At 62.2% G+C, this 14,307-nt stretch carries 12 protein-coding genes; 7 read left to right on the top strand and 5 right to left on the bottom strand.

Features of this window, described 5'->3' with window-relative positions; all coding sequences use genetic code 11:
• Window positions 1-4: 4 nt before the first annotated feature.
• Both rfbF and CTR53_RS05650 read right to left on the bottom strand, forming a co-directional pair.
• A complete protein-coding gene (gene rfbF / locus CTR53_RS05655) occupies window positions 5-778 on the bottom strand; it encodes a glucose-1-phosphate cytidylyltransferase (RefSeq protein ID WP_290809861.1) in 774 nt (257 codons plus the stop codon).
• Window positions 775-1,659, bottom strand: a complete 885-nt coding sequence (locus CTR53_RS05650; RefSeq protein ID WP_290809859.1) for a glycosyltransferase family 2 protein — start codon at window positions 1,657-1,659, stop codon at window positions 775-777. Before CTR53_RS05650 ends, rfbF begins: the two co-directional genes overlap by 4 nt.
• Before the next feature lie 157 nt (window positions 1,660-1,816).
• Between CTR53_RS05650 and hutC the strand changes: the two genes are divergently transcribed.
• The 3 genes from hutC to CTR53_RS05635 all read left to right on the top strand — a co-directional run bounded on the left by hutC (window position 1,817) and on the right by CTR53_RS05635 (window position 4,955).
• Window positions 1,817-2,581, top strand: coding sequence for a histidine utilization repressor (hutC, locus tag CTR53_RS05645; protein ID WP_290809857.1), 765 nt, complete (start codon window positions 1,817-1,819; stop codon window positions 2,579-2,581).
• A 12-nt stretch (window positions 2,582-2,593) separates the two neighbouring features.
• A complete protein-coding gene (hutU, locus tag CTR53_RS05640) occupies window positions 2,594-4,273 on the top strand; it encodes a urocanate hydratase (protein WP_290809855.1) in 1,680 nt (559 codons plus the stop codon).
• A 379-nt stretch (window positions 4,274-4,652) separates the two neighbouring features.
• Window positions 4,653-4,955, top strand: coding sequence for a hypothetical protein (locus CTR53_RS05635; RefSeq protein ID WP_290809853.1), 303 nt, complete (start codon window positions 4,653-4,655; stop codon window positions 4,953-4,955).
• Window positions 4,956-4,961: 6 nt separating this feature from the next.
• On the opposite strand, the gene CTR53_RS05630 is transcribed toward CTR53_RS05635, so the two are convergent.
• Both CTR53_RS05630 and CTR53_RS05625 read right to left on the bottom strand, forming a co-directional pair.
• A complete protein-coding gene (locus tag CTR53_RS05630; RefSeq protein WP_290809851.1) occupies window positions 4,962-6,134 on the bottom strand; it encodes a glycosyltransferase in 1,173 nt (390 codons plus the stop codon).
• Window positions 6,135-6,231: 97 nt separating this feature from the next.
• Window positions 6,232-7,986 (bottom strand): glucan ABC transporter ATP-binding protein/ permease, encoded by a 1,755-nt coding sequence (locus tag CTR53_RS05625; protein WP_290809849.1) that lies wholly within the window; start codon window positions 7,984-7,986, stop codon window positions 6,232-6,234.
• Window positions 7,987-8,080: 94 nt separating this feature from the next.
• On the opposite strand from CTR53_RS05625, the gene CTR53_RS05620 reads away from it, so the two are divergent.
• The 4 genes from CTR53_RS05620 to rimO all read left to right on the top strand — a co-directional run bounded on the left by CTR53_RS05620 (window position 8,081) and on the right by rimO (window position 12,002).
• Window positions 8,081-9,391 carry an amidase gene (locus tag CTR53_RS05620; RefSeq protein ID WP_290809847.1) on the top strand — a complete coding sequence of 437 codons (1,311 nt, stop codon included), beginning with the start codon at window positions 8,081-8,083 and terminating at the stop codon, window positions 9,389-9,391.
• Between the two features lie 117 nt (window positions 9,392-9,508).
• A complete protein-coding gene (locus CTR53_RS05615; protein WP_290809845.1) occupies window positions 9,509-10,117 on the top strand; it encodes a MarR family transcriptional regulator in 609 nt (202 codons plus the stop codon).
• Entirely contained in the window at window positions 10,114-10,617 is a 504-nt protein-coding gene (locus CTR53_RS05610; RefSeq protein ID WP_290809843.1) for a transcription termination/antitermination NusG family protein, read from the top strand. Before CTR53_RS05615 ends, CTR53_RS05610 begins: the two co-directional genes overlap by 4 nt.
• Window positions 10,618-10,667: 50 nt before the next feature.
• Window positions 10,668-12,002, top strand: coding sequence for a 30S ribosomal protein S12 methylthiotransferase RimO (gene rimO, locus CTR53_RS05605; protein WP_290809841.1), 1,335 nt, complete (start codon window positions 10,668-10,670; stop codon window positions 12,000-12,002).
• A 15-nt stretch (window positions 12,003-12,017) separates the two neighbouring features.
• Here the strand turns inward: rimO and CTR53_RS05600 are convergent, their stop codons facing one another.
• Window positions 12,018-14,306: a glycosyltransferase gene (locus CTR53_RS05600; RefSeq protein ID WP_290809839.1), complete on the bottom strand. Its 2,289-nt coding sequence runs from the start codon at window positions 14,304-14,306 to the stop codon at window positions 12,018-12,020.
• Window position 14,307 lies beyond the last annotated feature (1 nt).

The following is a 14,307-nucleotide window of genomic DNA, read 5'->3' as shown; positions in this document are numbered from 1 at the left end:
CGCCTCAGGCCCAGGTCTTCCACGGCGCCTTGCCGCTGCTCCACAGCGACTCAAGCACCATGCGTTCGCGCACCGTATCCATCGGCTGCCAGAATCCGTCGTGCCGGAAGGCCTGCAACTGGCCTTCGGCGGCCAGCTTCTCCAGCGGATCTCGCTCCCAGACGGTCTTGTCGTCGGCGACATAGTCCAGCACCTTGCGCGACAGCACGAAGAAGCCGCCGTTGATCAGGCCGCCATCGCCACGCGGCTTCTCGCGGAAGCCGGTCACGCTGTCCGCATCCATGGTCAGCGCGCCGAAGCGGCCCGGCGGTGTCACCGCCGCCATGGTGGCGAGCTTGCCATGCTGGCGGTGGAAGGCCAGCGAAGCAGTGATATCGATATCGGAAACGCCGTCGCCGTAAGTCAGGCAGAAGGTGTCGTCGTCCTGCAGCCAGCGCGTCACGCGCTTGAGCCGGCCGCCGGTTTCGGTCGCCTCGCCGGTTTCCACCAGCGTCACCTTCCACGGCTCAGGCGCGCCGCTCAGGTATTCCAGCTTGTTCTGCGCCAGATCGATGGTGACATCGGCGGCATGCAGCACATAGTTGGCGAAGTACTCCTTGATCACATAGCCCTTGTAGCCAAGGCAGATGATGAAATCGGTAATGCCGTGGGCAGCATAGATTTTCATGATATGCCACAGGATCGGCCGCCCGCCGATTTCCACCATCGGCTTGGGTCGCAGCACGCTTTCCTCGGTGATGCGGGTGCCGTAACCACCTGCCAGGATGACAGCCTTCATCGCGATTTCATCCCCATCAGATAGGCCAGCGTGCCACAGAACCGGCCGGCATCCCGCAGGCCCTTATTGCGAAAATCGGTCAGCAGATAAAACGGCGCCTTCAGGCCGAACTTCAGCAAGGCCGGCAGGGCGATCCGCCACATGGCATCCCGCCCTTTGTATTTCTGTTCGATATACAGCCGCGACCACGCCATATGCCAGAATTTTTCCCAGTGCTTGTCCCAGCTGCGCTTGATCGAGCCGCCGCCGACATGGTCGGTCACGGCATCCGCCACGCGAATCAGCTGCCAGCCCGCACGACGCAGCCGGATGCAGAAATCATCGTCTTCGTAATAGAGGAAGATCGCCGGATCGAAGCCCTGCACCGCATCCAGCGCCGCGCGGCGCACCAGCATGGCGGCGCCGGAAACATAGCCAGCCGAGATATCGCCTTCTGGCTCAGGATCGATGCGCTTTGATGCCATTTCAGCGCGGCGGAACATGTCGACATCATGCGACACTTCCCAGTCGCCGGCCGGGGTGCGCAAAGCCGGCGCCAGCACGCCGGCCTGCGGATAACGTTCGGCTGCCGCCAGCAGTCGATCCAGGCAATCGGGGCGCAGCTTGGCATCGGGATTGACCAGCAGCACGAAGTCGCAGTCCCGCGCCTGCGCCAGACCTTGGTTGGCGGCATTGCCGAAACCGCGGCCGATCTCGTTGGCGATCAGGGTCGCGTCGGGCACATCGCGATAGATGATGTCGCGCGTGGAATCCCGGCTGGCATTGTCGGTGACGACGAGCGGACAGCCGGGCGGCATATGCGCCAGAAACTCGCCGATGACGCGCTCGCTGAAATGGGTCACGGTCACCACCGTGATGGTCGGGGTCACCGTAGGGGCCATCGCCTGGTTCACTGCTGACGTCACATTCCGGCTGGAGTTTCAGGGGTTTTACACAGATTCGCCGGGTCAGGCGAGGCCTTGCCCGGCTGGACTTGTATATACAATTGAACCTATACTGGTCGGGCCAGAACCACAGGGCCAGACACAGGGAAAACCGATGCCCGGGCCAGCCGCCGTCTCGCAGACCGGACCGACGCCGCGCTATCGCCGCGTCAAGGAATTCATCGTCAGGCATATTGAAGCGGGCGACTGGCGCGCCGGCGATCAGGTGCCGTCGGAAAGCGCCCTGGTCAGGCAACTCAAGGTCAGCCGCATGACGGTGAACCGGGCGTTACGTGAACTGACCCATGAAGGCCTGGTCGTGCGGGTGCAGGGTACGGGAACGTTTGTTGCCGAGAAGCGCCCGATCTTCAATCTGGTCGAATTGCGCAACATCGCCGAGGAAATCGCCGAACGCGGCCAGCGCCATACCGCCCGCGTCGAACTGCTGCGGACCGAACGCGCCACCCCCGAGATGGCGCGCGAACTGGGCCTCAATGCGCAGGCCGGCATCTATCATTCCGTGCTGGTGCATATGGCCGACGGCATCCCGCTGCAGGTGGAAGACCGTTTCGTCAATCCTGCCACCGCGCCGGGTTATCTGGATGTCGATTTCACCATCCAGACCCCGAACGAATTCCTGATGCGATCGGCACCCGCCACCGAGGTGGAGCATATCGTCGAAGCGGCGATGGCGGATGCCCGTATCCGCAAGCTGCTGAAGATGTCGGCCAGCGAACCCTGCCTGCGCCTGCGGCGCCGCACCTGGGCCGGCGCCCAGATCGTGTCGAGCGCCGTGCTCTGGTATCCCGGCCACGCCCATCGTTTCACCACACGTTTTTCCTATCGCGCCGACGGCACGTCGAAGCGCAGCTATCTCTGAACGAGGTCCGTCATGTCAGACAATCGCCGCGACAACACCCGCGTCATCCGCAGCCCGCATGGCAGCGACCTGCATACCGGCAACTGGCAGATCGAGGCGGCCTACCGGATGCTGCGCAACAACCTCGATCCCGATGTGGCCGAGAAACCGGAAGAGCTGGTGGTCTATGGCGGCATCGGCCGGGCGGCGCGCAACTGGCAGAGTTTCGACCAGATCCAGAAGACGCTGACCACGCTGAAGCCGGATGAAACGCTGCTGGTGCAGTCGGGCAAACCGGTCGGCGTGTTCCGCACCCATGAAGATGCGCCGCGCGTGCTGATCGCCAATTCGAATCTGGTGCCGGAATGGGCGACCTGGGACCATTTCCACGAACTCGACCGCAAAGGCCTGATGATGTACGGCCAGATGACGGCCGGCTCCTGGATCTATATCGGCAGCCAGGGCATCGTGCAGGGCACCTACGAAACCTTCGTCGAGATGGGCCGCCAGCATTACGGCGGCCAACTAAAGGGCCGCTGGATTCTCACCGCCGGCCTCGGCGGCATGGGCGGCGCACAGGCGCTGGCCGCCACCATGGCCGGCGCCTCGATGCTGGCGATCGAATGCCAGGCCTCGCGGATCGAGATGCGGCTGCGCACCGGCTATCTCGACATGAAGGCCGCGACGCTCGATCAGGCCATCGCCATGCTGGAGGATGCGAAAAAAGCCGGCAAGGCGATCTCCATCGGCCTGCTGGGCAATGCGGCCGAAATCCTGCCCGAGATGGTGAAGCGCGGCATCCGGCCCGATGCCGTGACCGACCAGACCAGCGCGCATGATCCGCTGAACGGCTACCTGCCGGCCGGCTGGTCGCTGGAGAAATGGGAAAAGGCGCGCGAGGCCGATCCGCAGAGCGTCATCAAGGCTGCGAAAGAGTCGATGGCTGCCCATGTGCGCGCCATGCTGGCCTTCCAGAAGATGGGGATTCCCACCTTCGACTACGGCAACAACATCCGCCAGATGGCCAAGGAAGTCGGCGTCGCCGAAGCCTTCGATTTCCCCGGCTTCGTGCCGGCCTATATCCGGCCGCTGTTCTGCCGCGGCATCGGGCCTTTCCGTTGGGTCGCTCTCTCTGGCGACCCTGAGGACATCTACAGGACCGATGCGAAGGTGAAGGAGCTGATCCCCGACGATCCGCATCTGCATACCTGGCTCGACATGGCGCGCCAGCGCATCCAGTTCCAGGGCCTGCCGGCACGCATCTGCTGGGTGGGTTTAGGCCAGCGCCATCGGCTGGGTCTCGCCTTCAACGAGATGGTGGCGAAGGGCGAGTTGAAAGCCCCCATCGTGATCGGCCGCGATCACCTCGACAGCGGCTCGGTCGCCAGCCCGAACCGCGAGACCGAAGCGATGAAGGACGGTTCGGATGCGGTCTCCGACTGGCCGCTGCTGAACGCGCTGCTGAATACGGCGTCCGGCGCCACCTGGGTGTCGCTGCATCATGGCGGCGGCGTCGGCATGGGCTTCTCGCAGCATGCCGGCGTGGTGATCGTTGCCGATGGCACGCCGGCGGCGGCCAAGAGACTGGAACGCGTGTTGTGGAACGATCCCGGCACCGGCGTGATGCGTCATGCCGATGCGGGTTACGACATCGCAGTGACCTGCGCCGAGGAACAGGGGCTCAACCTGCCCTTCCTCGCTGGCAAGCGCTGACCTGACCGCTTGCCCTTGCCTTTCTGTCGCCCGCTTCCCAGATGGTAAGCGGGTATCGGCATGTTTCACGGCGATGTTTCACGGAATAAGCATCATATAAGGGTGCCATAAGGCGAAAATAAGCACCTTATAAGCCGGCATAAGGATGCAATAACGTGCATATACGGCAGGATTAACTGCCTGTAAACATTCGATAAAACCTCCATTCGCCGCGCTATATCCCTGATTCTTAACGCACCGGAGCCGGATCCTGCGGTATGATCCCCCTGACTGACTGGGGGACTGCATCATCGCCACTGTAAATTTCCTGCGCCGCCTCGACCGCCGGACGCTGATCGGCAGCCTCGGCGCGGCCGTCATTCTTTGCATTCTCGCCGGTGTGGCCTATGCGCTGCGACCGTCGGCGCGCGAGGTGGATGCCAATTTCTATACGCCGGGCGTCACGCCGAAGCGCGAAGACTGCGTGATGGTCAGGATGAAGACCTATAACAAGCTCGACAAGCAGATCCTGCAAAGCATTGCCGCCGAATGCGAACTGACCGTGCAGAGCATCGAGGGGCATGAGAAGCTGCGTCAGGCCTGGCAGGAACGGCAGGCCGTGCGCGACGCGACCCCGAAGCCCGCTGCGCCCGAGCCCACGACGCCGGCGGAAGCCGACCGTACCCGCCGTGTCTGGCGCTGATCGGTTTCAGTCCATCCCGTGCGCACGTAGTATTTTGCGGTAGAGGCCGGCGTAGCGATCAACACAGGCTTCCAGCGAATAACGCTGAATCGCAATCGTCCGGGCAAGCGCACCCATCTCCCGACGCCTGGCCGCATTCAAGGCAAGCTCAAGGATCGCATCGGCCATGCCTGCGGAGTCCTTCGCCGGAACGACGAAACCGGTTTTGCCATGCTCTATCGCCTCGGCATTTCCACCTACATCGGTCACGATAGCCGGTAAACCGCTGGCCATGTATTCGATGATGGCGTTTGAGAATCCCTCTTCATGCGAGGCCAGCAAGGCCACATTACCTGCAGTCAGCAGCGAAGGAATGTCCTTGACCGAGCCCAGCCAATGAACGCGCTGGGTCAACCCCAGTTCTTCCACCAGATCCTGCAGGTTCGATCCGATACCGTCGTCGCGGCCGGCGCAAAGCAGAACCCAGTTCTCCGGCAGGCGATCATTGACCATGGCAAGGGCGCGCAGCAGATCAGCATGCCCTTTGTAGGGAATCAGATTGGCGACGATCAAGAAGACCAGCGCATCGTTACTCAGGCCTAGACGGCTGCGGGCCGCATCGCGCGGGATATTACTGCCATAGGAGGAAAGATCCACGCCGTTGTACAGGAGATACAGCTTCGATTCCGGCACGCCTTCATCCCGCAGCTGGTCGACCACACTCTGCGAGTTTCCCAGAACCGCACTCATGCGGCGATGCCACTGGCGCTCGATAAATCCGCTTCCGAACAGATCGCGCTGGTAGTTATTCTGGCTGCGGCGACTCATGATTCTAATTCGGCATCGTGCAAGCACGGCCGCCGGCGCGCCGAGAATATATGCGGCGGGCAGGAAGAAGTGCACGATATCTGGCCGGCGCTTCAGCAGATGGAAAAACAGGATGAAACTGCAGAACAGCACGTAGAGAATTCGCTTCGGCAACAACGTCGACACTCGCTCCGGGCCGAAAACCGAAACGCCGCGGCGCTCCATTTCAGATGCAAGCTCGCCGCGATGATGCAGGCAGAAAACTTCCACAGTGAAATTATGCGCCAGCAGGCGCGGCAGAACCTGCAGCAGGTGCCATTCAGCGCCACCGCGATCCAGAGATCCGATCACAACAGTCAGGCGCCGGTTCGGCAATTCGATTGGAGATTTCATCAGGACAGAGGGCGAGCTGGCATCGATTGACCGCAAAGCCGGTATATCGGTTACCGTCGCGAAGGTAAAGCAACCTCGATGGGCTTGCCCACCGGAGTTAATTCGTTACCTGGAACTGAGTCCGGACCAGACCGGCGAACAGGCCGTCGGCCGTCGCCAGCTCATCGAAGGTTCCCCGCTCGACGACGCGGCCGTTCTGCAATACCAGGATCAGATCGGCCCGCCGCACTGTCGCCAGGCGGTGCGCAATAATGAAAGTGGTCCGCCCCGTCATCAGTGTATCCAGCGCCTTCTGGATATTGGCTTCGGTCGCTGCATCCAGCGCCGATGTCGCTTCGTCCAGGATCAGGATCGGCGGATTCTTGAGCAGGGCGCGGGCAATCGCCAGACGCTGGCGTTCGCCGCCGCTCAAGTTCACGCCGCGCTCCCCGACGATGGTGGCATAGCCGTCGCTCTGGCGCTGGATGAAGTCATGCGCCTCGGCCAGCCTGGCCGCCCGTTCGACCTCGGCATCGGTCGCTTCCGGCCGGCCGATCCGGATGTTGTCGGCAATCGAACGATGGAAAACCGCGCTGTCCTGGAACACCACGCCGATATTGCGACGCAGGCTTTCGAGGGTGAATTCACGGATGTCGCTGCCGTCGATCAGCACGCGCCCCGACTGCGGATCCCACAGCCGGCTGAGCAACGCCATGGTCGATGTCTTGCCCGATCCGGTCGGACCGACCAGGGCGACCGTCTTGCCGGCCTCAGCCTCAAAGCTAACATCGACCACGGCCGGGCGCCGCTCGTCGTAAGACAGTGTCACATGGTCGAAGGCCACAGCCCCCTTGATCACACCGGCCGTGCGGGCACCCGGCCGGTCGCGCACCGCGGCCTCGGTATCCAGCACCTGGAAGAATTCGCCGAGCGAATGCATCTGGAAAAACATGCGGCTGATGAAACCCATCGCCGCTTCCAGCCGGCCGATCAGCAGCGTGGCAAAGCCCATGAAGCTGACGATCTCGCCGACGCTGGTCTCGCCATGCAGATGCAGCCAGCTGCCCAGCATGAAGATGCTGATGATTGTGATGGTGGAAGCCATGCGGCTCAGCACCGTCATCAATGCCCAGAGATTCAGCACCGGGAACTGCGCCTTGAGCAGGCGCTCCATCACCATGGCGAGTTCGCGCGCTTCGAGCGCCAGCCGCACGAAACTCTGCACCAGCACTACATTGCCCAGCGCATCGCCGGCGCGTGCCGCCAGTTCAGAGTGATAGGCCTCGACCTGGCCCTGGGCTTTCTCGGTCTTGGCGACGACAATGGCGCTGACCAGTGCAAAGACCGCGATCAGCGCGATCAGCAGCAGGCCCAGCCGCCAGTTCAGATACAGCGACAGCGGCAGCAGTGCGAGCACGGCCACGAATGTGGAGAGATGCTCGCGGAAAAACGCCAGCCACAGGCCGAAAAGGTTGTCGGTGCCGGCCAGCATGATTTTGAGCAAGGTGCCGGAATGGGTGGCAGAATGGAACGCGGCCGGCAGACTCAGTACATGTTCGAAATAGAGCGCCATGGCGGCGAGACGGCGGCGATGCGCCAGCCGGTCGGCATGCAGCGCGACCAGAATGCCAGCGAGGATGCCGGCCAGGCCCGCGGCGCACCACAGGACCAGCAGTTCGATCGTGCGGGCCCAGTTTTCATCCGGCGTGGCACCGCTCGGATTGGACAGCACGTCGATGATGCGACCGAACAGGAGCGGTTCGATGAAACCGACGCCGGCAAGACCGATATTCGCCAGGGCCAGAATGATCGACAGGCGTTTCTCAGGCTGCAAAAGCGCGAGAACGCGCGCATAAATGGCGACGAAGCTCATGCAGTTACTATGCGCTGCACCGCGGGATCGCGCCAGCACTTGTCTGCCCCGATAAAAGCGCGATAGTTCCGGAACTTATTTCATGGAGAATCATATGGACCGCCCTGCCGCCACTCGCTCGAGCCGAGACCGCCTGGAAGCCTGTCTGGCGCGGATCGAGGATCCAGCTGGCGAGGGCAAGCGCGCCTTCACGAAGCTCTATACTGAACAGGCCCGCGCTGCAGCGGACGCTGCGGATCGGCGCGCGCAATTCGGCCAGGCTCTTGGTCCGCTGGATGGCCGCATCGTCTCGATCAAGGATCTGTTCGATATGCCCGGCGAAGCGACCACCGCCGGCTCGAAGCTGCGGCGCGATGCTGCACCGGCCGTCACGGAGGCCCCGGCGATTGCCAGGCTGCGGGCGGCAGGCGCAGTCATTGTCGGCAAGACCAACATGACCGAATTCGCTTTCTCTGGCGTCGGCATCAATCCGCATTACGGCACGCCGGGCAATCCGGCCGACCGTAGTTGCATTCCGGGCGGCTCCAGTTCGGGCGGCGCGGTGTCGGTGGCCGATGGCATGGCCGAGATCACCATCGGTTCGGATACCGGCGGCTCGACCCGCATCCCGGCCGCGCTCTGCGGCATCGTCGGGCTGAAGCCGAGCCAGTCTCGCGTGCCAACCGCCGGTGCCTTTCCGCTGTCCTATGCGCTCGACAGCATCGGCCCGATGGCCGGCAGCGTGGCCGACTGCGCTCTGGCCGATGCCGTGATGGCGGGTGAGACCGTCGCGCCACTCATGCCGGCGCCACTGGCCGGACTGCGGCTCGGCATCCCGCAGGGACTGCTGATGGAGAATATGGAGACGCCGGTCGCCGCCGCCTTCGACGCCGCGATCAAATCCCTTGGCCGGCACGGCGTCGCGGTGACCGACCATGCCCTGCCCCAGCTGGCCGACATGCTGGCGGTGAACGCCAAGGCCGGCTTTGCCGCCACCGAAGCTTTTTACATCCATCGCGACGCCATGGAGCAGCGGCCGGGTGAGTTCGACACCTTTGTGCGCAACCGCATCGAGCGGGGCCGCAATGTTACGGCCGCCGACTATATTTCCATGCAGCGGCGGCGCGCCGAACTGATTGCAGCGATGGACCAGCATCTGGCCGACCTGGATGCCCTGATTCTGCCGACCAGCCCGATTGTCGCCCGCAAAATCGCCGATCTGGCAGGAGATGAAGCGGCCTTCACGGCTGCCAATGCGCTGCTGTTGCGCAATACCTCGGTAGCCAATTTCTTTGATCTCTGTGCCATTTCCCTGCCCCTCCCGGTGACCGGGCTGCCCGTCGGCCTGATGCTGGTGGCGCGGAATGGCCAGGACCTGCGCCTGCTACGCCTGGCTGCCGCGATGGAAGCCGCCATAAGTGGATGATAATAATATATAATTTTGGCCAGAATTAGTTTGACCGACCGAGTGGCCTTGTTTATCGTTCATAGCGTGAACGAAAAGTCGCCCAAACTTTCCGAGTCGTCCCAAGATGCCGCTACCATGGTGGCCCTACTGGCTGCCGTGGGCGATTCCGACCAACATACCCAGCGCAGCCTCGCCGGCCGGCTGGACGTCGCCTTGGGCCTAGCCAATGCACTGCTGAAGCGCTGCGTCTCCAAGGGCCTGATCAAGATCCAGAATGCGCCGGCCCGGCGCTATGCCTATTACCTGACGCCCAAGGGATTTGCCGAGAAGAGCCGTTTGGTCGCCGAATATCTGGAAAGTTCGCTGAATTTCTTCCGCCGGGCGCGCGGCCAGTATGAAGAACTGTTCGTCGCCCTGGCGGCGCGCGGCATTACCAAGATTGCAATTGCCGGCAGTGGCGAACTCGCGGAAATCGCTATGCTCTCGGCCTCCGCCACCGGTATCACGGTTCAGGCGGTGATTGCGCCGGGACGCAACATTCCAGATTTCCATGGGCATGCGGTTGTGGCCGATCTGGCCGCGGCATTGGCGCACGGCGCCGAAGCGGTGGTAATCGCCGACAGCAGCGCCCCGCAGGCGGTGTATGATCGAATCTGCGCTGCGCTGCCGGCGGATTGCGTGGTGGCACCGCGGCTTCTACATGTGACGTCGGCCCATGTCGCAAGCAAGGAAATCGCGGCATGACGACGCTGTCGTGGTACGCCGTCTATACGCAGCCGGCCAAGGAAAGCCTTGCCGCGCAGCATCTGCGCAACCAGGGCTTCGAAACCTATCTGCCGCAGTATCAGAAACTGCGCCGCCATGCCGGCCGCACCGACATCGTCGCGACGGCCCTGTTCCCGCGCTATCTTTTCGCCGGCCTTGAGATCGACCGCCAGCGCTGGCGTTCCGTGAACGGCACACGGGGTGTGGTCGGCCTGGTGATGTTCGGCGATAAGCCGATCCCGGTACCGCTGGCCGTGATCGACGACATCCGCAGCCGCGAAGACGAGACCGGCTATATCCGCCTGAATGGCCCGGCCTTCCGGCGCGGCCAGACCCTGCGAATCGTCGAAGGGCCGATGACCGACACCCAGGCCATCTTCGAGGAGCAGGTCGACGGCAACCGCGCCATCCTGCTGGTTTCCCTGCTGGGTCGCATGGTCCGTACCCGAATGCCGCTGCGCCAGATTGGAGCGGCCTGACGCCGCCTTCCAGCTAGCCAGCACCCCGATTCAGGCATATAAGCCGCGCCATGACCAAATCCGCCCCCCTAGCCAACCCGCCCAAGGTGGGAATTGTCAGCCTTGGCTGTCCCAAAGCCCTGGTTGATTCCGAGCGTATCATTACCAAGCTGCGCGCCGAGGGATACGCGATCTCAGGTTCCTATGACGCTGCCGATGTGGTGCTGGTGAATACCTGCGGCTTCCTCGACAGTGCCAAGCAGGAATCGCTGGAGGCGATCGGCGAAGCCATGCGCGAGAATGGCCGCGTCATCGTCACCGGCTGCATGGGTGTGGAGGCCGACAGGATCCGAGGCATGTTCCCCGACGTGCTGTCGGTCAGCGGCCCACAGCAGTATGAAACCGTGATCGAAGCCGTGCATGAAGCGGCGCCGCCGCTGCACGACCCCTTCGTCGACCTGGTGCCGCCGCAGGGCATCAAACTGACGCCGCGGCATTACGCCTATCTGAAGATTTCCGAAGGCTGCAATCACAGTTGCAGCTTCTGCATCATTCCCTCCATGCGTGGCAAGCTGGCCAGCCGCCAGGCCAATGACGTGCTGTTCGAGGCCGAGCGCCTGGTGAAGGCCGGCGTTAAGGAACTGCTGGTGATCTCGCAGGACACCTCGGCCTATGGTGTCGACATCAAGCATGCCGAAAGCCAGTGGCGCGAGCGCAAGGTGAAGGCGCGGCTGACCGAACTGGCCGATGCGATGGGCAGCCTGGGCGCCTGGGTGCGGCTGCACTACGTCTATCCCTATCCTCATGTCGACGAGATCATTCCGCTGATGGCGGAGGGCAAAATCCTTCCCTATCTCGATATTCCCTTCCAGCATGCCGAACCGCGCGTGCTGAAAAGCATGCGCCGCCCCGGGAACCAAGAAAAGGTGTTGCAGCGCATCCGCAGTTGGCGCGAGATCTGCCCGGACCTGTCGATCCGCTCGACTTTCATCGTCGGCTTCCCCGGCGAGACGGAGGCCGATTTCGAATTCCTGCTGCAATGGCTGGAAGACGCCGAACTCGACCGTGTCGGCTGCTTCAAATACGAAAATGTCGAAGGCGCGCGCGCCAACGACCTGCCGGATCAGGTTCCGGACGAGGTGAAGCAGGAGCGCTGGGAGCGCTTCATGGCGACCCAGCAGAAAATCAGTGCGCGCCGGCTGAAGCGTTTTGTTGGGCGCACGCTGGACGTGCTGGTGGATGAGGTCAAGCGCACGAGTGCTCTCGGGCGCAGCTTTGCCGATGCTCCGGAGATCGACGGCATTGTGAAGATCAAGAAGGCCGCCGGGGTGAATGTCGGCGACCTGATCAGGGTGAAGATCGAGAAGGCCGATGCCTACGATCTGATTGGTTCAGTAGTGGTGTAGTAGCCGGACGGCGGTTCAGCCCAGCACTTTATCCCACACCGATGCGACGTTATCCAGGGTAAGGTGAGATACGCTTTTTATCCCTTCGCTGCCTAGCCTGACGCGAATTTTCTCAGAGCGCGCAAGATCACACAGCGCCTTCGCAAGCTCCGCGCTGTCATCTACCGGAAAAGTCAGGCCATTCTCGCCATCGCGTATATATTCCTGTGCATCGCCCGCTGAATCGCTGACGATACAAGCGCAGCCATGCCCAAGCGCCTCCAGCAGGGCGTTGGGAGTCCCTTCGTAGCGGGAGGCCATGACAAACAGGCCTGCCCGGCGATACCACTGAAAAACGTCACGAACCCTACCAAGGAATTCGACCCGATCAGCAATATCGAGTTGTTCTGCAAGCATGCGCAACTCGTCGGCCAGATCCCCTTCGCCGATGACGACTAGCTTCCAGCTGTCTAGTTGCGGGGCTACCCGGGCAAAAGCCCTGAGCAGAACGTCATGCCCTTTTTGTGGATGCAGCCGGCCAACAGCGAGAACAATCTTCTCCCGGGCCAATGCTGTTTGCCCATTGGCAGTTATACTCAGCGGATTTGGCACATAAAGCAGGCGACTGGCGGGTAGGAATTTCCTGAAAGCCCGAACGGCAACCATACTGTTCGCCGTTACGACATCGGCATGACGATATGCCAACTGGCAGAGCAGATCCCACAGCCAGCCGAAAGACTGCCTAGTCGGATCGTTACGCTCAGATACGATCGTACGGATAGGCAGAAATGCCGAGGCTGCAACTACCAGTACATTTGTCGTACCGATAAAGCCGACAACCGAAGTAGGGCGAAACCTCCGCAATACCTGCCGCAGAGCCAATATACGCACCGCGTTGCGCGCCAACCCACGCAGCTTTGCCTCCGACGCATGCGCGGTCAGCGCAATTCTGCGAACACCTTCTGGTAGCGGATAAAAATCTCGTTCACTCTCTTCCAGCGTGACCAATGCAACCTTGCGTCCCGCGCGTTGCCAGGCACCAGTAAGCTGGGACAGCACTCTCTGCGCGCCGCCAGGCCCCATATCGCTGATGACGGCCACGACGTCGACAGGTCGCCTTGCTTCCTCAATCAGTAACAATTCGTGATCAATCCGTTGTGGCCACGAGGTGGCAAGACTCGCGATGGCATCGGACAGGGCCCGCCCTCGCCGCAACCGCTCCTCGGGAGCGTCGCAAAGTCGGATCAAGGCATGCGCCAGGCTTTCCTTCTCGTTAGTGCGGAACAGCCAGACAATCGAATCCGGTGGCAGCATTGCTGCAGTTTCCACGTCGATGCCTTCTACCGGGTCTGGCTCCGGCGCGATCACGCACAGCCCATACTTCATGGCCTCGAGATTGGCATTCGATAGGTTGCCCTGACGATTCAATGAGACATAGACATGCGCCGCACTGTACAGGGCCGACATGTCCTTGTGTGAGACCGCGCCGGTGAAGGTTACCATGCCGGGCGCAACAACATTGGCTCGGCTGCGCAACTCCTGCTCTCTACTGCCAGTTCCCACGATGACCGCATGAAGCCTGTCGGCATGTGTCTTGTGCAACATGGCGATCGCATCAAGGAACTCGTCGCAGCCCTTTATGTTCTCCAGCCGTCCGACGAACAGGACCAGTGTTTTTCCTGCCGGCAAGGGAATCACGGCCCCCGCTTGCCGTTCTGTTACCTGGCCTGTTCCTATGCCATTCAACAGGACATGCCGCTCGATCTCCGGACGCAGGGCCCGTTCGAGCCATTGCCCGCCGCCACTGCCATCCTGGGTACAGATCACCAGGGCAAATGGAGAGCGATAGGCCCATTCCAGCACGGCCAGATATAGGCCGCCACCCACATGGACCGTCTTCATGTCCGGCGTAACACCGAGTACGCGCAGGACTACCGGTATGCGCCCGAACCGCGCGAACAATGCGGCCAGCAGTACATTTGAGCGGTCGAAATATAGTATATCCGGCCGGCATTGCCGCTGCATGCGCCAGACGGCACAAGCCTGCAGGAGCTCGCCGAGATAGAACCGCAAGCGACCGAGAGAGGATGGGAGGCATCCGGCACCGGCCAGTATCGCCGCCGCCTTGCGAATCTTCGCCAAACGCACAGTTCGGCCAGAAAATGCGCCGTCCTTGTCGGTGAAAACCAAGCGCAGCCTGTGAGAAGATGCCGACAGGCGCTCGATCAGCGCGACGAGGGCCGGTGATCCCGTTGGTCGCCAATCCCCCGTCTCCATGCTTGTCCGCAGCCCACTCGCCAGTCGCAGAACGGCCAGGATACGCATC

It is taken from the genome of Ferrovibrio sp., from assembly GCF_002796975.1.
Classification (GTDB): domain Bacteria; phylum Pseudomonadota; class Alphaproteobacteria; order Ferrovibrionales; family Ferrovibrionaceae; genus Ferrovibrio.
The sequence above is the reverse complement of the archived record's forward strand: the minus strand, read 5'-3'. Positions and strand labels throughout refer to the sequence as shown.